This is a genomic window from Rhodopseudomonas rhenobacensis, assembly GCF_014203125.1.
GTDB classification, from domain to species: domain Bacteria; phylum Pseudomonadota; class Alphaproteobacteria; order Rhizobiales; family Xanthobacteraceae; genus Rhodopseudomonas_A; species Rhodopseudomonas_A rhenobacensis.
This window is the reverse complement of sequence record NZ_JACHIH010000006.1, coordinates 46,685-65,533: the sequence shown is the minus strand read 5'-3', so window position 1 is coordinate 65,533 and position 18,849 is coordinate 46,685. Positions and strand designations below refer to the sequence as shown.

General features: G+C 65.8%; 19 protein-coding genes. 12 read left to right on the top strand and 7 right to left on the bottom strand.

Annotated features, from left to right (window positions below; translation table 11 throughout):
* Positions 1–5 precede the first annotated feature (5 nt).
* Both HNR60_RS07345 and HNR60_RS07340 read right to left on the bottom strand, forming a co-directional pair.
* Entirely contained in the window at positions 6–314 is a 309-nt protein-coding gene (locus tag HNR60_RS07345) for a DUF930 domain-containing protein (RefSeq protein WP_184255914.1), read from the bottom strand.
* A 207-nt stretch (positions 315–521) separates the two neighbouring features.
* Positions 522–1,295 (bottom strand): SOS response-associated peptidase, encoded by a 774-nt coding sequence (locus HNR60_RS07340; RefSeq protein WP_184255912.1) that lies wholly within the window; start codon positions 1,293–1,295, stop codon positions 522–524.
* A 75-nt stretch (positions 1,296–1,370) separates the two neighbouring features.
* Between HNR60_RS07340 and HNR60_RS07335 the strand changes: the two genes are divergently transcribed.
* From HNR60_RS07335 to HNR60_RS07320, 4 genes are all read left to right on the top strand, one after another.
* Positions 1,371–1,880: a hypothetical protein gene (locus HNR60_RS07335; RefSeq protein WP_184255910.1), complete on the top strand. Its 510-nt coding sequence runs from the start codon at positions 1,371–1,373 to the stop codon at positions 1,878–1,880.
* Positions 1,881–1,885: 5 nt separating this feature from the next.
* Positions 1,886–2,323, top strand: a complete 438-nt coding sequence (locus tag HNR60_RS07330) for an NUDIX domain-containing protein (protein ID WP_184255908.1) — start codon at positions 1,886–1,888, stop codon at positions 2,321–2,323.
* 68 nt (positions 2,324–2,391) lie between these two features.
* Positions 2,392–2,769 carry a TIGR02301 family protein gene (locus HNR60_RS07325; RefSeq protein WP_184255906.1) on the top strand — a complete coding sequence of 126 codons (378 nt, stop codon included), beginning with the start codon at positions 2,392–2,394 and terminating at the stop codon, positions 2,767–2,769.
* Positions 2,770–3,189: 420 nt separating this feature from the next.
* Complete coding sequence (locus HNR60_RS07320) at positions 3,190–3,456, top strand: hypothetical protein (protein ID WP_184255904.1); 267 nt, start codon at positions 3,190–3,192, stop codon at positions 3,454–3,456.
* A 202-nt stretch (positions 3,457–3,658) separates the two neighbouring features.
* Here the strand turns inward: HNR60_RS07320 and HNR60_RS07315 are convergent, their stop codons facing one another.
* Positions 3,659–4,993, bottom strand: a complete 1,335-nt coding sequence (locus HNR60_RS07315) for a dihydroorotase (protein WP_184255902.1) — start codon at positions 4,991–4,993, stop codon at positions 3,659–3,661.
* Positions 4,994–5,125: 132 nt separating this feature from the next.
* Here HNR60_RS07315 and ygfZ point away from each other — a divergent pair, with 132 nt between their 5' ends.
* From ygfZ to HNR60_RS07290, 5 genes are all read left to right on the top strand, one after another.
* Positions 5,126–6,007, top strand: coding sequence for a CAF17-like 4Fe-4S cluster assembly/insertion protein YgfZ (gene ygfZ, locus HNR60_RS07310; RefSeq protein WP_184255900.1), 882 nt, complete (start codon positions 5,126–5,128; stop codon positions 6,005–6,007).
* Positions 6,008–6,017: 10 nt separating this feature from the next.
* The gene (locus HNR60_RS07305; RefSeq protein ID WP_184255898.1) at positions 6,018–6,644 is read left to right on the top strand and encodes a DNA-3-methyladenine glycosylase I; all 627 of its coding nucleotides are present in this window, start codon (positions 6,018–6,020) and stop codon (positions 6,642–6,644) included.
* Positions 6,645–6,975: 331 nt separating this feature from the next.
* Positions 6,976–7,593, top strand: a complete 618-nt coding sequence (locus HNR60_RS07300; RefSeq protein ID WP_184255896.1) for a YfbR-like 5'-deoxynucleotidase — start codon at positions 6,976–6,978, stop codon at positions 7,591–7,593.
* A gap of 69 nt (positions 7,594–7,662) precedes the next feature.
* The gene (locus HNR60_RS07295) at positions 7,663–8,169 is read left to right on the top strand and encodes a tyrosine phosphatase family protein (protein ID WP_184255894.1); all 507 of its coding nucleotides are present in this window, start codon (positions 7,663–7,665) and stop codon (positions 8,167–8,169) included.
* A gap of 16 nt (positions 8,170–8,185) precedes the next feature.
* Positions 8,186–9,163: an NUDIX hydrolase gene (locus HNR60_RS07290; RefSeq protein ID WP_184255892.1), complete on the top strand. Its 978-nt coding sequence runs from the start codon at positions 8,186–8,188 to the stop codon at positions 9,161–9,163.
* A gap of 20 nt (positions 9,164–9,183) precedes the next feature.
* On the opposite strand, the gene HNR60_RS07285 is transcribed toward HNR60_RS07290, so the two are convergent.
* Positions 9,184–9,771 (bottom strand): hypothetical protein, encoded by a 588-nt coding sequence (locus tag HNR60_RS07285; RefSeq protein WP_184255890.1) that lies wholly within the window; start codon positions 9,769–9,771, stop codon positions 9,184–9,186.
* 114 nt (positions 9,772–9,885) lie between these two features.
* The gene (acuI, locus tag HNR60_RS07280; protein ID WP_184255888.1) at positions 9,886–10,872 is read right to left on the bottom strand and encodes an acrylyl-CoA reductase (NADPH); all 987 of its coding nucleotides are present in this window, start codon (positions 10,870–10,872) and stop codon (positions 9,886–9,888) included.
* Positions 10,873–11,218: 346 nt separating this feature from the next.
* Here acuI and nadA point away from each other — a divergent pair, with 346 nt between their 5' ends.
* From nadA to nadC, 3 genes are all read left to right on the top strand, one after another.
* Positions 11,219–12,331: a quinolinate synthase NadA gene (gene nadA, locus HNR60_RS07275; protein ID WP_184255887.1), complete on the top strand. Its 1,113-nt coding sequence runs from the start codon at positions 11,219–11,221 to the stop codon at positions 12,329–12,331.
* Between the two features lie 126 nt (positions 12,332–12,457).
* Positions 12,458–14,068 carry an L-aspartate oxidase gene (locus HNR60_RS07270; protein ID WP_184255886.1) on the top strand — a complete coding sequence of 537 codons (1,611 nt, stop codon included), beginning with the start codon at positions 12,458–12,460 and terminating at the stop codon, positions 14,066–14,068.
* Positions 14,069–14,084: 16 nt separating this feature from the next.
* Complete coding sequence (nadC, locus tag HNR60_RS07265) at positions 14,085–14,963, top strand: carboxylating nicotinate-nucleotide diphosphorylase (protein ID WP_184255885.1); 879 nt, start codon at positions 14,085–14,087, stop codon at positions 14,961–14,963.
* A gap of 99 nt (positions 14,964–15,062) precedes the next feature.
* Here the strand turns inward: nadC and glyS are convergent, their stop codons facing one another.
* Both glyS and HNR60_RS07255 read right to left on the bottom strand, forming a co-directional pair.
* Positions 15,063–17,657 carry a glycine--tRNA ligase subunit beta gene (gene glyS / locus HNR60_RS07260; RefSeq protein WP_184255884.1) on the bottom strand — a complete coding sequence of 865 codons (2,595 nt, stop codon included), beginning with the start codon at positions 17,655–17,657 and terminating at the stop codon, positions 15,063–15,065.
* Entirely contained in the window at positions 17,650–18,822 is a 1,173-nt protein-coding gene (locus HNR60_RS07255; protein WP_184255883.1) for a Fic family protein, read from the bottom strand. The genes glyS and HNR60_RS07255 overlap by 8 nt, the downstream gene beginning before the upstream one ends.
* Positions 18,823–18,849 lie beyond the last annotated feature (27 nt).

The following is an 18,849-nucleotide window of genomic DNA, read 5'->3' as shown; positions in this document are numbered from 1 at the left end:
CGCGGCTACTTCGGCACCAAAAAATGCTTGTCCCAATCGCCGCGCGGGACGGCGGCGCCGAGCTGATAGCTGAACGACTTGACGGTGAGTCCCTGGTCGGCGGTCAGGCAGGTGTAAGCCAGGTGATACCAGGTATTGCCGTTGCGGATCGCACCGCCAGGCGCCTTCACCAACTCGCCCTGGATGATGGTGTCGGCGAACGCATAGGCGACGAATTCGTCGGTCTTGAAGTTCTTGTGCTCGCGGTTCACCGTTCCCATCGCCTTGGCGTTGCAGCGCTGCTCGAGCCGGGTTTCCGGCGACAGCTTCATCATCTGCTGATCCTGCGACTGTCTCGCCTGCACGGGACCGACGCCGACCCCCGCCGTCGCAGCCGTGGCAACGAAGGCAAGGCAAATAGTGGCTTTCATGGAATGGAAACCGCGGTTTGAGGATGAGATGATCGGAATGGAGCGGATTGCGGCTTCCGACAGAATAAGGGCGTTTTTGCGCCCTTCGACCCGGGCGGCGAACCGCGGCTGCTAGAACAGCGAGCCCTGCCCGTCGTCGCCGGACACCGCCTTGGCGGCGCGGCGCGACGCCGCCGCGGCCTTGGCGGGCTTCGGCGGCTCGACCGGCGCCGGCTCGCCGACCGCGATCGGCAGGATCAATTGCGCGTCATCATTGGCGACGCGGTTGACCGCGGTCGACACCGGATGCCAGCGCAACGCGCCCTCCGCCGGCGGATGCAGCAGCGTCGCCGCTTCCTCGGCCGAGACCTCGGCGCAATCCAGCCAGCGCGCATAATCGCCGGGCGCAATCGTCACCGGCACCCGGTCGTGCAGCACCGCCATCGGCTGCGACGCCGCCGTGGTGACGATCGCCACGGTGTCGAGCTCCTCGCCGTTCGGGCCGACCCAGGTTTCCGCCACGCCGGCGAGGCCGAGCGGCGCGCCGTCGGCGGGATGGATGAAATACGGCTGTTTCGGCTTGCCACCGCTTTGCCACTCGTAATAGCCGTCGGCCGGCACCAGGCAGCGCCGCCGCTTCATGGCGTTGCGGAACGCCGGCTTGTCCAGCACCGTTTCTGAGCGGGCATTGATCAACAGGCTGAATTGCCGCGGGTCCTTGACCCAGGACGGGATCAGCCCCCAGCGCATCAGCCGGAACCTGCGGGCGCCATTGTCCAGGATCACCACCGGGATCGGCTGGGTCGGGGCAATATTGTAGCGCGCCGGGAAATTCGGCTGGTCGCTATAGCCGAATGCCAGCCGCACCGCGGCCGGCGGCGAGGTGATTACGAACCGGCCGCACATCGGCCTGACCAAAGACCTGGCCAAAAAACTGTCATCTTCAGCACCCTTTAACCGAAAACCCCCAACACTGCCGCGATGTCATCGATGACCATGCAATCGGCGCAGACTGCTCGCCAGGCGCCGCCCGGCGCCGATGCCGCCGCGCGCGCCGCCCAGCTGGCAGCCGCCAACATCAATCCGAACACCGGCCTGGCCACCGATTATCTCAACCATTTCAACGAAGCGATCATGCTGTTGGAGATGATTCCGGACCTGCCGGAATGTTTCGAGGATTTTCTCGAATGGCAGCCGTTGTCCTATGCGGAGCATTTCCACGCCTCCAATTTCAAGGCCCGCGACCTCGCGATCGAGGCCTATGACAACGCCGATCCGTCGATACGCGCCGATTTCGACGATATCGCACGCAACATGACCGCGATCCTCAACGCGGTCGGTGCGGCAATGCGCGAGGCCAAACAGGACAAAACCCGCGCCGCGCTGGCCGAACAGGCGGTCGGCTGGGTCAAGCCGCTGGTCGCCCGCGCCGGCGGCATCATCAACGGCCAGGGCGCCGAGGCCGACGTCGACTACATCATGGCGCATTGAGCGCCGTGACCGCGCCCTCCGATCTCGACACCCCGCCGCTGCGGCCGCAGCTCGCGGTCAGCGCCGCGATCTTTCGCGACGGCCGGCTCTTGGTGGTGCGCCGCGCCAGGTCACCGGCCAAGGGGTTCTATTCGCTGCCGGGCGGCCGGGTCGAATACGGCGAATCGCTCAGCGCCGCGCTCACGCGCGAGGTCGCCGAGGAAACCGCGCTGTCGATCGAGATCGCCAGCCTCGCCGGCTGGCACGAAGTGCTGCCGGGGCCGCAGCACGCCGGGCATTATCTGATCATGAGTTTCGCAGCGCGCTGGATCGGCGGCGAGCCGAAGCTCAACGAGGAACTCGACGATTTCCGCTGGATTGCGCCCGACGCAATCGCCGAATTGCGCCATACCGAGGGGCTGCCGGCGATCGCCGCCCTCGCCTCCGCGCTGATCCGCGGCTGACCCCGCCATTGCCGCGCCTTGCGCCGCCCGGCCCGAGAAGGCATATCAGGCCACGCTTGGACCCGTTCATGCTCAGCCGCCTTTTCGCCATCCTGATGATCGTCGCCAGCTGCGGCCTCGCCCCGGCCCGGGCGCAGGACGCCGCCGCGCCGTTCGACGGCGACCTGCAGCGGCTGGCGGAAATTCTCGGCGCGCTGCATTACCTGCGCGGCATCTGCGGCGCCAACGAGGGCACCAAATGGCGCAACGAGATGCAGGCCCTGGTCGACGCCGAGACGCCGTCCGGCGAGCGCCGCACCAAGATGATCGCCGGCTTCAACCGCGGCTATAACGGCTTCCAGCAGACCTACCGGACCTGCACCCCGGCCGCCGACATCGCGATCCGCCGCTATCTCGAAGAAGGCTCGAAGATCTCCCGCGACCTCACCGCGCGCTACGCGAATTAGCGCCTCATCAACAACGACGTCATTCCGGGGCACGAACAGCGAAGCTGCGAATGAACCCGGAATCTTGCAACAAGCGCTTCCTTGCTCGCAGCGAGATTCCGGGTTCGCTCGGCCTTCGGCCTCCCGCCCCGGAATGACTGCCTGGTTGGACCGGCCGCTGCAGCGGCCTCGCGCCCCGGAATGACGGCATGGTGAGACAGAGCGCTTGAAACGGTCCCGGCTCGCGTCGCCGCGCAAGCGCGGCAACGCGTCCGGGACACGAGTCTCGCGCAACGATACGCGCAGTTCCCGCTCGCCGGGAACCCCAATGGCGCCATTAACCTTTCCTAAAGAACTGCCCTTTCGCCGGTTAATCCGCATGCTAATGCTCAAGCATTCGCCGCGGTCCGCTGTGGGTCGCGCTCCAGCCTGTTGAGTTTCATGAGCCAGCAATCGTCCTTTTCCGCCGCTCGCGACCCGCTGCCCGATCAAGAACAGAAGCAGGCCGCGCTCAGTTATTTGAACGAAGCCTGGGCCGAAGCCCGGCATGATGGAGTCGATGGCGATTGCCTGGCGCAGGCCAGCCTGTTCGCCGCCTTCGCCGAACTGGTCAGCACCTATGGCGAGGACGCGGTGGCAAAATTCGTGGAAGGCCTGCCCGGCCGAGTCCGCAACGGCGAATTTTCGCTGTCCCTGGCGCGGCAGTAATTAGCGGCTCGCCTCCATTATCGACTTTTCACAGAAGCGCGCCCCGGACAAAGCGCACCACGCCGCACTTGCGGCGGCGTGCGCTGCAGAGCCGGGGCCGTACCAGAACGCGGCACTCGTGACGGTCCCGGTTCTGCGGAGCAGCGCCAAAGGCGCTGCACCGCGCCCGGGACACCCAGGCGCATGACTCAAACCGCGTGGGCTATGCGCCCAGCGTTTCCAGAAACCGCACCGGCTCGCCGGTTGCCGGCGTCGTCAATTCACCCTGCCACATCACCCGGGCACCGCGCACGAAAGTGCCGACCGGCCAGCCTTTCACCGTCACCCCATCATACGGCGTCCAGCCGGCGCGCGAGGCGGTCCAGGCGTTGCTGATGGTCTCGCTACGCTTGAGATCGACGATCGTGAAATCGGCGTCGTAGCCCGCCGCGATGCGGCCCTTGCAGGCGATGTTGAACAGCCGCGCCGGGCCGGCGCTGCTGAGGTCAACGAACCGCGCCAGCGATAACTTGCCGGCGTTCACGTGATCCAGCATCAAGGGCACCAGCGTCTGCACCCCGGTCATGCCGGAGGGCGACGCCGGATAGGTCTTGGCTTTTTCTTCCAGCGTATGCGGGGCGTGGTCGGAGCCGAGCACGTCGACGATGCCTTGTGCCACGCCCTGCCAGATGCCGTCGCGATGCGAGGCGTCGCGCACCGGCGGATTCATCTGCGCCAGCGTGCCGAGCCGCTCGTAGCACTCCGGGGCGGCCAGCGTCAGGTGATGCGGCGTCACCTCGACGGACGCCACATCCTTATGCTCGCGCAAAAATTCGATCTCCTGCTTGGTCGAGACGTGCAGCACGTGGATGCGCTTGCCGGTCTCGCGCGCCAGCGCCACCAGCCGCTGCGTCGCCGTGAGCGCCGCGATCTCGTCGCGCCACACCGGATGCGAGCGCGGGTCGCCCTCGATGCGCAGGCCCTTGCGATCATTGAGGCGATATTCGTCCTCGGCGTGAAATGCGGCGCGGCGCTGGATCACCTGCAAGATTTTCCGCAAACTGTCGTCGTCCTCGACCAGCAGGCTGCCGGTGGAGGAGCCGATGAACACCTTGACGCCGGCGCAGCCGCGGGCGCGCTCCAACTCCGGCAGCTCGGCGACATTGTCGCGGGTGCCGCCGATGTAGAACGCGAAGTCGCAATGCATGCGATGCTCGGCGCGCTTGATCTTGTCGGCGAAGGCGTCGGCGGTGACGGTCAACGGATTGGTGTTGGGCATTTCGAACACCGCGGTGACGCCGCCCATCACCGCGCTCAGCGAGCCGGATTCCAGATCTTCCTTGTGGGTCAATCCCGGCTCGCGGAAATGCACCTGGGTGTCGATCACCCCGGGCAGCACGTGCAGGCCGCGGCAGTCGATCACCTCGCCGGCCGAGGCCTGGCCGAGGTCGCCGAGCGCAGCGATCTTGCCGGCGGTGATGCCGATATCGCCGATGCCCTCGCCGTCCTGATTGACGATGGTGCCGGATTTCAAAATCGTGTCGAAACGTTGTGTCATGGGTCCTCGTTCGCCCGTTTGGCAGGCAGCGCCGCTGATCATGCGGGCTTGTTGCAGCCACCTTAGCGACTTAACTTGAAATGGACTATCCGGCCGCGGCCTTGCTCCCGGCCATCGAGCGAAAGAACCGACATGAAGGCAGCGTTTCTCGCCGATCGCGGCGTGGTGAAACTCAGCGGCGAGGACGCCCGGCATTTCCTCAACGGCCTCGTCACCACCGACATGACCAAGGTGGTGCCGGGAGAGGGCCGGTTCGGCGCGCTGTTGACGCCGCAGGGCAAGATCGTCGCGGACTTCTTCGTCACCGAACTGCCGGCAGCCGACGACGGCGGCTTCCTGATCGACTGTGCGCGCGAACTGGCGCAGCCGCTCGCCGACAAGCTGAAGTTCTACAAATTGCGCGCGAAAGTTCTGGTGGAAAACCTCTCCGACCGGCTCGGCGTGCTGGCGATCTGGGATGGCGATCTCGCGACGCCGCCGGAGGCAAGCTTCGCCGATCCGCGCGATCCGCGGCTCGGCTGGCGCAGCCTGGTGCCGGTGGAGCTCGCCAACAAGACCGCGGTTGCGATCGGCGCCGAGCTGGTCGATGCCGCGCTGTACGACGCGCATCGGATCCGCTGCGGCGCGCCGGCCGGCGGCATCGATTTCCGCTACGGCGACGCGTTTCCGCACGAAGCCAATATGGACCGGCTGCACGGCGTGGATTTCGACAAGGGCTGCTATGTCGGCCAGGAAGTGGTGTCGCGGATGCAGCATCGCGGCACCGCGCGAACCCGCACGGTGCGATTGGCGTTCGACGGCGCGCGGCCTGAGCCGGGAGCCGAGTTGCTCGCCGCCGACAAGCCGGTCGGCCATCTCGGCTCGCTCGCCGACGGCATCGGCCTGGCGCTGGTGCGGATCGATCGGCTGGCCGAAGCGGTCGAGGCTTCGGCGCCGTTGAGCGCCGGCGGCGTCGCGGTGCGGCTGCTCGATCCGGTTGAGGTGCCGAAGGCGCCGACCCGGACGCTGGCTTGAGAGTTTCGCCATGACGCGCTCGGTGAAGCACTCGGACGGGCTGACGCGCTGCCCGTGGCCGGGCGAAGACCCGCTCTATGTCGCCTATCACGACACAGAATGGGGCGTGCCGGAATACGACGACCGCGCTTTGTTCGAGAAGCTGATCCTCGACGGCTTCCAGGCCGGGCTGTCGTGGGTCACCATCCTGCGCAAGCGCGACAATTTCCGCAAAGCCTTCGACAACTTCGAGCCGGAAACAATCGCGCGCTACGATGCGAACAAGATCCACGCGTTGATGAACGACGCCGGCATCGTGCGCAACCGCGCCAAGATCGAAGGCACCATCAACAGCGCCAAGTCCTATCTGGAGATCATGGAGAAAGGCCCCGGCTTCTCCAAGCTGCTGTGGGACTTCGTCGACGGCAAGCCCCTGGTCAACAATTTCAAATCCACCGCCAGCGTGCCGGCGGCGACGCCGCTGTCCACCGCGATGTCGAAGGAGCTACTTTCGCGCGGCTTCAAATTTGTCGGCCCGACCATCGTCTACGCCTTTATGCAAGCCACCGGCATGGTCAACGATCATCTGGTGAGTTGTTTCTGTCACGAGCGCTGCGGCGCGATGAAACGGACGGCGGCGAAGGCTATGCGGAAGTAACGAGCGGCAACAGCCCGTTCGCCGGTGGGTTGCTGCGCCCGAACCAAAAAACGACCGTCATTCCGGGGCGCGAGGCCGCAGGCCGAGTGAACCCGGAATCCAGTATTGCAGGGCGGTGAGTACTGGGTCCCGGGTTCACTCGCGGCTCACGCCGCTCGTGCCCCGGGATGACAGCTGATTTTCTGGGCGCGCATCGAACCCAACCGAAATCCTGCTGATCTCCGCCGCATCCGCCACCGCCGCCGCCACGCCAGTGTCACACAGACCGTGACCGGGGTTTGCCCGCCGTGATATCCCGCTGTGAATCAGAATTGGAATCGGCTCACGCGACATGACGACGGCCAAACCAAAAACCTCCGACGTCTCGCCGCGGGTCTGGCAGCGCATGCTGTCCGGCCGCCGGCTCGATCTGCTCGACCCCTCGCCGCTCGACATCGAAATCGCCGACATCGCCCATGGTCTGGCGCGGGTGGCGCGCTGGAACGGGCAGACCCACGGCACCCACATCTTCTCAGTGGCGCAGCACACGCTCTTGGTCGAAGCGGTGATGCGGGCGCACGCGCCGCGGATCGATCGTCGCGTCCGACTGGCGGCGCTGCTGCACGACGCGCCGGAATATGTCGTCGGCGACATGATCTCGCCGTTCAAGGCGGTGATCGGCGGCTCCTACAAGGCGGTCGAACATCGCCTGTTGGCGGCGATCCACATCCGCTTCGGCCTGCCTCCCCAGCTCGACGACGCGCTGGAGCGGCAGATCAAGGCCGCCGACATGGGCGCCGCCTATCTGGAGGCGACCGCGCTTGCCGGCTTCACCAAGGCCGAGGCCAAGCGGCTGTTCGGCAACGATCCCGGGCTGCCGGAGGCGACCAGGCTCGACTATCTGACGCCATGGTCGGCCGGCAAGGCGGCGAAGCGTTTCCTCGCCCGCTTCGAAATGCTGCAGGACTGATCCGCGACCGCGATCGTGCTTTCCCCTCCGGGGCGGCGGACCTATAATCGCCGCAACCCAAGGACCGCGATGATTCACGTCTGCTCGCTCGCTGCATTGCATCCGACCGTCGAGGCGACGGGGGCGAGCCATATCCTCACCGTGATGGCCAATGTCGCCCAGGTGCAGCGTCCGCCCTCGGTGAGCGAAGCCAATCACCTGCGGATTGCGATGGACGACATCACCGAGGAGCTCGACGGCTTCACCGCGCCGTCGGTGGCGCATATCGAGCGGGTGCTGGATTTTGTCCGCGGCTGGGACCGCAGCGCGCCGCTGGTGGTGCATTGTTACGCCGGGATCAGCCGCTCCACCGCCAGCGCTTTTGCGGCGGCCTGCGCGCTCAATCCGCATCGCGACGAAGCCTCGATCGCCCAGCAGATCCGCAAGGCGTCGCCGAGCGCCTCGCCGAACCGGCTGATCGTGGCTTTGGCCGATCAGGCGCTCCGCCGCGAGGGGCGGATGCTGCGCGCGCTCGACGCCATCGGACCGGGCAGCCTGGTGGTCGAGGGACGGCCGTTTCGCGTCGACCTCGAATGACGCCGATGATCGCCCGATGAGCGATAAGCTGCCGACGCCGATCGAAATTGGCCTCACCGCCGCGATCGTCGCGATCGAGGACAACGAGCCGCTGATCCTCACCGCGTCGGGCGGCGACGGCGAAAATCTCGCCGGGCTGCCCTACGGGCCGTTCGAGGCGGTGACCCACCGCACCTTCGAGATCGGGCTGCGCGCCTGGGTCGAAGAACAGACCGGGCTGCGGCTCGGCTATGTCGAGCAGCTCTACACTTTCGGCGACCGCGGCCGCCACGCCCGGATCGGCGATACCGACGTCCATGTCGCCTCGATCGGCTATCTGGCGCTGACGCGGGCCGCCGACAACGTGTCGCGCGCGCCGGGCGCCAGCTTCGAGCCGTGGTACCGCTATTTTCCCTGGGAGGACTGGCGCGCCGCGCAGCCCGACATCATCGCCCGCGCCATCATCCCCGAACTCACCGCCTGGGCGGCGCAGGCCGAAACCCCCGACACCGCGCGCGCGCTCGGCCGCAAAGACCGGGTGCGGCTGTTCTTCGGCGTCGACGGCGCACAGTGGGACGAGGAGCGCGTGCTCGACCGCTACGAGCTGTTGTACGAAGCCGGATTAATCGAGGAGGCCCGCCGCGACGGCCGCCCGGCGGCGTTGGCGCGCAAGACGATCCCGTCGCTCGGCGTGCCGATGCGGTTCGACCACCGCCGGATTCTCGCCACCGCGATCGCGCGGCTGCGCGCCAAATTGAAATATCGCCCGGTGGTGTTCGAACTGCTGCCGCCGGAATTCACCCTGACCGAATTGCAGCGCACCGTGGAGGCGATTTCCGGCCGGCATCTGCACAAGCAGAATTTTCGCAGGTTGGTCGAGGCTGGCGCGCTGGTCGAGCCGACCGGCGAGATGTCCACCCACACCGGCGGGCGGCCGGCGGCGCTGTTCCGTTTCCGCCGCGAGGTGCTGCAGGAACGCCCGGCGCCCGGATTGCGGGTGCGCGGACGGCGGTGAAATTGATGTGGTGATTTCGGCTACTCGGTCGAGCGGCGCAGGTCGGAGGCGCCTTCGGCGGCGGGCGCGGCTTTCACCGGCTCGATCTTGGCGGACTCGACGCGCGGGGTTTCGACGCGCGATGACACCTCGACGCGCGAGGCGTCGGCGGAGCGGGTCGACCCCGTGGTCCGCGGTCCGTGCGCCCGCGGCATCGTCGCCCGCGCCATCAGCATCTGGCCGGCGCCCTGGTGGCGGAAATCGCAATAGGCGAAGCCCATGCCGGACACCGCGCCGCGAAAGCTGCGGTCGTCCATCTTGGTCAGGTTGAAGCAGGGCTCGAACGGAATGCCCTTGATCGAGGCGCAGATCGCCTGGCCGCGGACCTGCAGCGTATTGCCCGGCAGCCGCATGTTGCGGCTCGGCCCGGAGCCGGAGAACTGCACCGCCCCCGCCGCGCCGCCGTCGTCGAACACCCGGCCGGCGCCGCGCGTGCCGTCGAAGCATGTGAAGGCGAATACCTTGCCCGCGACGAATTTGCGGGCCTCATCGGCATTCATCGAGCCGGCCAGAGCCGGCGCAACCATCGCGCCGGCTGCGAGGGCCCCCACCACAAAACGCACGTACATCATGAACTCCGACTGACTGGGCGCGGCTGCCGCCAATGGTTAGGTCTTTAACTCGGCACTCACCATATCACCGTGGCAACATTGGAGCAGGTTGGTTGGTAAAGTCTGAACGAGTCAGCATATTTTTACCACGATTCGACCGCGCACCTCGCCAGCCAGCACTTTGGCGCCCGCGGCGATCACCTCGTCCAGGTTGATTTCGTGAGTGATTTCAGCAAGTTTTCCCTTGTCGAGATCGCTCGCCAGACGCAGCCAGGCGAGCTGCCGCAATTCGATCGGGCACATCACCGAATCGATGCCGAGAAGACACACACCGCGCAAAATGAACGGCGCTACCGAGGTCGGCAGGTCCATGCCGGCGGCGAGTCCGCAGGCCGCGATGGCGCCGCGATACTTGGTCATCGACAGCACATTGGCCAGCGTGGTGGAGCCGACGCTGTCGATGCCGCCGGCCCAGCGCTCCTTGGCGAGCGGCTTGCCCGGGCCTGACAACTCGCTGCGCTCGATCACTTCGGCGGCGCCGAGCTCGCGCAGATACGGCACCTCGGCGATCCGGCCGGTCGAGGCGATGACGTGGTAGCCGAGCTTCGACAGCACCGCGATCGCCACCGAGCCGACGCCGCCGGCGGCGCCGGTGACCACGACCGGGCCCGCGGCCGGCGTGAGGCCATGATTTTCCAGCGCCAGCACGCTGAGCATCGCGGTGTAGCCGGCGGTGCCGATCGCCATCGCGTCGCGGGTCGACAGCCCGTCGGGCAGCCGCACCAGCCAGTCGCCCTTGACCCGGGCCTTTTCCGCATAGGCGCCGAGATGGGTCTCGCCCATGCCCCAGCCGTTGCAGATCACCTTGTCGCCGACCTGCCAGTCCGGGTTCTCCGACTTCAGCACCGTGCCGGCGAGATCGATCCCGGCAATCATCGGAAACCGCCGCACCACCGGCGCCTTGCCGGTGACCGCGAGACCGTCCTTGTAGTTCACCGTCGACCATTCGACGCCGACGGTGACGTCGCCGTCCATCAGCTCGGCTTCGTCGAACTGGGTGAGCGCCGCGACGGTGCCCTTTTCCGCCTTGTCGATCCTGATCGCCTTGAACGTTCCCACAATCTGCTCCCTGACGGCTCGTTGAATGCGCGGCAACGTAAAGCGTCGGCGGCAAAATCCCAACCGCGATGTTGAGGCGCCCGCGTGCCGCTTTGCAGCAATGCAAATCCTGGCGGCTGCTGTGACGATTTAACCGTACGCGGCTCTGGCGGAACCGAGTGTGACATGCTATATTTGATTTGCTCCTAATGAGGATAACTTCCTCGCGGGGCTCTGAAGTCACCGCGGCGCTGCGCGAAAGTTCAGATCGATTTGCAGCGTTTTGACTGCCGGCCCGTCGTGGCCGGATTTCTCAAAACCAGAATATGCTCATGTTGAGCATATAGGCCGAGACGGAGAGAGTACCATGGCGCTTGCTGGCATTTACGGCCCGGACAATTTCGGCCACCCGCTGCATGGCCGGCCCGAGTCGCGCCCCCGCGCGCCGCTCAGCGCGTTGGAGCGCAGCCGCGCGCTGCCGATGCCGGATCTTCAATGGACGCCCGAGGTCGAGCGCGCCACCGCGCACCTCTACGAGCGCGTCAAGAAGGTGATCTCGCCGGTCGAGTGGCCGTTCATGGCGCCCTACATCAAGGCGATCAATGAGGCCAAGCGGGAGCGCAACGCCGTGATCCTGGCGCACAACTACCAGACGCCCGAGATCTTCCATTGCGTCTCCGACATCGTCGGCGACTCGCTGCAGCTTGCGATCGAGGCCACCAAGGTGAAGGCCGACGTCATCGTACAGTGCGGCGTGCATTTCATGGCCGAGACCTCGAAGATCTTGAGCCCGGAGAAGACCGTGCTGATCCCGGACTCCCGCGCCGGCTGCTCGCTGGCGTCCAGCATCACCGGCGCCGACGTGCGGCTGTTGCGCGAGCGTTTCCCCGGCGTGCCGGTGGTCGCCTATGTCAACACCTCGGCCGAGGTGAAGGCCGAGGTCGACATCTGCTGCACCTCGTCGAACGCGGTCAACGTGGTCGAGAGCCTCAACGCCGACACCGTGATCTTGCTGCCGGATCAGTATCTGGCGCGCTACGTCGCCTCCAAGACCGACGTCAAGATCATCGCCTGGAAGGGCGCCTGCGAGGTGCACGAGCGCTTCACCGGCGACGAATTGCGCAGCTATCGCGAGGCTGACCCCTCGGTCAGCATCATCGCGCATCCGGAATGCCCGCCCGACGTGCTCGCCGAAGCCGACTTCACCGGCTCGACCGCGCATATGATCAACTGGGTGCGCAACAACAATCCGGCGCGCGTGGTGATGGTCACCGAATGCTCGATGGCCGACAACGTGCAGGCCGAACTGCCCGATCTGGAGATCGTGCGGCCGTGCAACCTGTGCCCGCACATGAAGCGGATCACGCTGCCGAAGATTCTCGACAGCCTGATCTATCTGCGTGAGGAAGTGATCGTCGACCCGATGATCATCGACCGCGCCCGCCGCTCGGTGGAGCGGATGATCAACCTGAAGAACTAATCGTAAGCGACGGCGCAATCGGGACCTTGCGCCGTCGCTTTGTCGCTTTGTCGTATCGTCCCCGATCGACCGCGCGCCGGCCACATCGGCGCGCAGCGCCGCCACGCGGCAGAGTTGGACCAAGTCATGAGTACGCCGTCGGACCTCGATTTCGCCCATAATGGCACCGACGTGGTGATCGTCGGCGGCGGATTGGCCGGACTGTTCTGCGCGCTGAAGCTGGCGCCGCGGCCGGTCACCGTGATCACCGCAGCCCCGCTCGGCGAAGGCGCATCGACCGCCTGGGCGCAGGGCGGCATCGCCGCGGCGGTGGCCGAGGGCGACAGCGCGGAGTCGCATGCCGCCGACACCATCGCGGTCGGCGCCGGTCTCGTCGACGAAGCTGTGGCGCTGGAGCTGGCGCGGGAAGCCGGGCCGCGGATCCACGACCTGTTGCAATATGGCGTGCCGTTCGACCGCGACCTCGAAGGCCGGCTCGCGGTGTCGCGCGAGGCCGCGCATTCGGCGCGCCGCATCGTGCATGTGCGCGGCGACATGGCCGGCAAGGCGATCATCACCGCGCTGATCGAAGCAGTGCGTAACACGCCGTCGATCAAGGTGATCGAAGGCTATTTCGCCGAAGCGCTGCTCACCGACGGCGACACCGTGGTCGGCCTGCAGTTGCGCAAGGCAGGCCTGGCGATCACCCGGCCGGTGACCATGCCGGCGCGCGCGGTGGTGCTGGCGACCGGCGGCATCGGCCATCTCTATGCGGTGACCACCAATCCGGTGGAAGCCTCGGGGCTCGGCCTCGCCATTGCGGCCCGCGCGGGCGCGCTGATCGCCGATCCGGAATTCGTGCAGTTTCATCCGACCGCCATCATGGTCGGCCGCGACCCGGCGCCGCTCGCAACCGAAGCGCTGCGCGGCGAAGGCGCCACGCTGATCAATGGCGACGGCGAACGCTTCATGCTGGCGCGGCATCCCTTGGCCGAACTGGCGCCGCGCGACATCGTCGCCCGCGGCGTGTTCGCCGAAATCGCCGCCGGCCGCGGCGCCTTCCTCGACGCGCGCACCGCGCTCGGCGCGCATTTCGCCGCCGAATTTCCAACCGTCTATGAAAGCTGCATCGCCGAGGGCGTCGATCCGGCGACTCAGCCGATCCCGATCGCGCCGGCGGCGCACTACCACATGGGCGGCATCGCGGTGGACATGCACGGCCGCAGTTCGCTCCGCGGGCTGTGGGCCGCCGGCGAAGTGTCCTGCACCGGCGCGCACGGCGCCAATCGCCTCGCTTCGAACTCGCTGCTCGAAGCCGTGGTCTATGCCGGGCGGATCGCCGAAGACATCGGCGGGCGGGAATTTGCCGCCCCCAGCGGCAAGATCGATGCGCTGCCGATGGCGCGCAACGCCGCCCTCGGCGCCGCGCAGGAAGCCGAGCTGCGGCAGCTGATGAGCGGCAATGTCGGGGTGATCCGCAACGGCGACGGGCTTGCCGCCGCGGTGCGCCGCTTCGCCGCGATGGAAGCCTCCGCCACCAGCACGGCGATGCTCAACATGGCGACCACCGCGTTGCTGGTGTCGACCGCGGCCTGGGCCCGGCTGGAAAGCCGCGGCGCGCATTATCGTTCGGACTATCCGTCGGAAAATCCGACCTCAGCCGAACGCACCATGACCACGCTGGCCGACGCCCGCGCCATCGCTGCGTCGCTCGCCGACGCCGCCCCTGCCCCGACCGCGCGCCAGGCGCTGGTCTGAAAAATCCGGAACTGCCATGACCGCACCGACGTCGCTGCTGCATCCCGATGCATTTCTCTCGCCGTTCGCGATCGAGGAGGCGGTGCGCCGCGCGCTCGACGAGGACCTCGGCCGCGCCGGCGACGTCACCTCGATCGCCACCATTCCGGCCGAGGCGCAGGCCCATGCGGTGCTGGTGGCGCGGCAGGCCGGCACCATCGCCGGACTGCCGCTGGCGGTCGCCGCATTCCAGGCGCTGTCCACCGACATCATCATCCATCCGCACGCCCATGACGGCGCCGCGGTGGCGCGCGGCGTTCCGGTGCTGACGATCTCCGGCCCGGCCCGCGCGGTGCTGGCGGGCGAGCGCACCGCGCTGAATTTCGTTGGTCGCTTGAGCGGCATCGCCACGCTGACCGCCGATTATGTCCGCCACACCGCCGGCAGCAAGCTGCGGATCTGCTGCACCCGCAAGACCACGCCTGGCTTGCGCGCGCTGGAGAAATACGCGGTTCGCTGCGGCGGCGGCTTCAACCACCGCTTCGGGCTCGACGACGCGATCCTGATCAAGGACAACCACATCGCGGTGGCCGGCGGCGTGCGCCCGGTGCTGGAGCGGGCGCGGGAACGGATCGGCCATCTGGTCAAGGTCGAGATCGAGGTCGATACGCTCGATCAGTTGAAAGAGGTGCTCGCCACCGGGCTCGCCGACGTGGTGCTGCTCGACAACATGGACATCGCGACGCTGAAAGAGGCGGTGCGGCTGGCGGAGGGCCGGGTCGTGCTGGAGGCTTCCGGCGGCGTCACCCAGGACACCATCGCGGCGATCGCCGCGACCGGCGTCGACTACGCTTCCGCCGGCGCGCTGACCCATTCGGCGCCGAACTTCGACGTCGCGCTGGATATCGACGCGTAGTGCCGGGCGACGAGTGCCGTAGAAGTGATCGCTGAGGCGCGTTCTGCACGCTCCCCAATGCCATATGCGACGGCCCTGCCCCCCAGGAGAGGGTGAAGATCAATCCTGAATCTTGGAGAAATCCGCCACCGCGCGGGTGGCTTCGCGGATCTCGTTCAACAGCTTCAGGCGATTCTCGCGAACCTTGGCGTCGTCGTCGTTGACCTTCACTTTGTCAAAGAACGCATCGACCGCCGGGCGCAGCTTGGCCATCGCGCTCATCGCAGCGGCGAAGTCTTCCCGGGCGACGGCGCTCGACGCCTCGCCCTTCACCTGATCGATCGCGGTGGCGAGCGACTTTTCTTCATCAGCAACGTAGAGCGATGCATCCGGCGCGCCGTCGAAGGCGCGGGCGTCTTTCTTCTCCTCGATGCGCAGGATGTTGGCGGCGCGCTTGACGCCGGCCAGCAAATTCTTGCCGTCGTCGGTCGCGAGGAAAGCCGCCAGCGCCTCGACGCGGCGGACGACAAGTAACAGATCGTCCTGCAGGCCTTCGCCGCGCGCACTGTCTTCACCCTCCCCCTTGCGGGGAGGGTCGCCGCGTAGCGCCGGGGTGGGGGTCAGCGAGTCCGTGCCTTGCGGCCCCCCACCCCCGCCCCCTCCCCGCAAGGGGGAGGGGAGCGCGCCGAGCGCGAACACAGCGTCAACCAGATCGTGCCGCGCGCCCTGCTCGCGCAGCTGCACTTTTAGGCGATCGGCGAAGAAGGAGAGGAGAGAATCTGACAGCTTATCAATAGCCGCGGACAGCCAATCCGATCTCTCAATGCGGTCGAGAGCGGCGTCAACATACTTTACTTTGATGTTGTCAAGATTATCGAACATCCAATGGGTATAAAATTCATCTAACGCTCCGAGCCTTTTCGTCAACTCTCCATACGCCTGAACCCGTCCAAGCATTTCTTCTTGATCGTCCGGATCGTGCCTACTCAGATCTGGATCACTCATCTGGTGCATACTTGCGTCACCAGCACGCAGCTTTATGAAATCGTCGCCATCGAGGAGGTTCCGATACGGCTGATCCATCCAGGACACATTGGGCGAGGACTCTTCAGGACCACGAGTTGCGGCCAGCGATATGTATCTGGGTTCGGGTTTAAATCCCTTGACCATGAACAGTGCGATTGACGATGCAAGAAGGCGACGAATGCCAATCCGGCTATCAGAGGCCAAAATCAACCTAATCACCCCCAGCGCCGCGCGTCGCAGCGCGTAGGGGTCCTTCGAGCCCGTCGGCTTCTCGTCGATCGCCCAGAAGCCAACCAGCGTATCGATCTTGTCCGCCAGCGCCACGGCGATACTCACCGGATCGCTCGGCACGCGATCGGCGGGGCCCTGCGGCTTGTAGTGCTCCTCGCAGGCGGCGGCGACGGAGGCGTCCTCGCCCGCGGCCTGTGCGTAGTACTTGCCCATCAGGCCTTGCAGCTCGGGGAATTCGCCGACCACTTCGGTCAGCAGATCCGCCTTGCACAGATGCGCGGCGCGGCGCGCCTTCTCGACATCGGCGCCCACCAGCGGCGCGATCTCGGCGGCCAGCCGTTCGATCCGCGCGATGCGCTCGGCTTGCGTGCCGAGCTTTTCGTGAAACACGATCTGCGAAAATTTCGGCAGCCGGTCTTCCAGCTTGGTCTTGAGGTCCGTCTCGTAGAAGAATTTCGCGTCGCTCAAGCGCGCGCGGATCACCCGCTCGTTGCCGGCGACGATCGCCGCACCGCCGTCGCTGGCTTCGATGTTGGCGGTGAGGATGAATTTGTTGGTCAGCTTGCCGGTCGCGGGGTCGGCGACCACAAAGCACTTCTGGTTGTTGCGGATGGTGGCGCGGATCACTTCGCCGGGGATCGCCAGGAACGCCGGGTCGAACGAGCCCATCAGCGCCACCGGCCATTCGACCAGACCCGACACTTCGTCGAGCAACACCTGATCCTCGACCAGCTCGAAATTCTGCGCCTGCGCCAGCGTGCGGGCGTCGTGCAGAATGATGTCTTTGCGGCGCGCCGGATCGAGCACCACCCGGGCGTCGAACAGTTTCGCGTCGTAATCCTCGAAGCGGCGCACGCCGATCTCGTCCGGCGCCATGAAGCGATGGCCGCGCGTGACCTGCCCGGCCTGGATGCCGCTGACGTCGAACGCGACCACGTCGGGATCTTCGGTATCGATGCCGAAGGTGGCGACGATCGAATGCAGCGGCCGCACCCATTGCAGCGCGCCGGGTTTCGCCGAGCGTTCGCCCCAGCGCATCGCCTTCGGCCACGGGAAGGTGCGGACGATCACCGGCAGGATATCGGCGAGCACGTCGAGCGTGGCGCGGCCGGGCTTCTCGATCAGCGCGATGTAGAAATCGCCCTTCTTCGGATCGCGCTGGATCTTGGCTTCGTCGAGCGAGGCCAGCCCCGTCGCCTTCAGAAAGCCCTGGATCGCGGCGTCCGGGCCGCCGACCCGCGGCCCCTTGCGCTCTTCTTTGAGATCCGACTGCCGCGCCGGAATGCCCTGCACGGTGAGCGCGAGCCTGCGCGGCGTCGCAAACGCCTTGGCGCCGTCATAGACCAGCCCCTCGGCGACCAGCTTGTCGGTCACCATGCGGCGCAAATCCTCGGCGGCCTTCGCCTGCATCCGGGCGGGGATTTCTTCGGAGAACAGTTCGAGCAGAAGATCAGGCATCGTTGTTGTCTACACCGGATATAACGTTAAGAATTTCGCGAGCTGCAAAGAACTTCGGATTGCTCGTCCCTACGAACTCCTGAAGAACATTAGCAGAAAGGAGCGTGTCGACGTTGAGTTGCGCGGCTCGATACGTCACTCCCAGATGTTCCGCAATTTGCGGGATGCTCAAGACTGGCGAACGAAAAAGCAGATCAACGATGCCCAGCAAGTTGGCCGAACGCCCCGCCCTCTGCAGTCGCTCGCGATAGCCGCGCTGAACGGAAAGCAATCTGTCTGCCGTTGAAATCGCCGCGTGGCAAGACAATGTCACCATTTCCAAAAAGAAGCGAATCCACCCAAGCCAATTTCCGTTCCTGGATACTTCGTACATCCGATCGATGTACTCATCTTTTCTTCGCTCGAGCATAGGGCTGAGATATAGGATCGGTTGCCTGATGATCTTGGCTGCAAACAAGTGCAAGGTGATCAGCATACGGCCAACTCGCCCATTGCCATCCGCAAAAGGGTGAATTGTCTCGAATTGATAGTGGATCAATGCGGCATCCACGAGCAGCGGCAATCCGTTTCGATCGTCGCGGTGAATGAATTTTTCAAGATCGCTCATGCAAATGATAGTTTGATCGCGAGGCGGGGGCACAAAGCGTGCGTTCTCAATTTCATATGCGCCTATGAAATTCTGATGCTGCTTGAACTCGCCCGCACGGACGGTTGCGCCACGTTGCCTGACGACTCCGCCAAGCAATTGCCGATGGGCTTCGCATAACGTTCGTAGAGACAGCGGAAATTCACCGAGGCTTTCGATCGCCGCAGCAAGGGCCCGCCGATAATTGAGGACTTCTCGGGTATCTGGAGCGCGGTTTTGTTCACCCGCGCCCGCTTCCACCAGAAGCAAGTCACTGAGGGTCGTGTATGTCCCCTCCATGCTCGACGAGGTCAGCGCCTCTTGGGCCTGGAGAGGCCGAATAAGAAGATATGGATCAGGCAAGGTGCGACCTATGCCATTGAGTTCGCCAAGGGCCTGTGCTGCGCGGGCGATAGGGTCGGCTAATGCAGCCAGATCAATGTCGGTCGGAGGCAACGGATTGGGCACGAATGCCCATTGGCTCCGTTCCGTCGGGACCAGTCGCCCGCTGGGGGAACCGTCAAAATCCGCCTTTTTCATTTGGTAGCACCCACCAGGACAGATTAT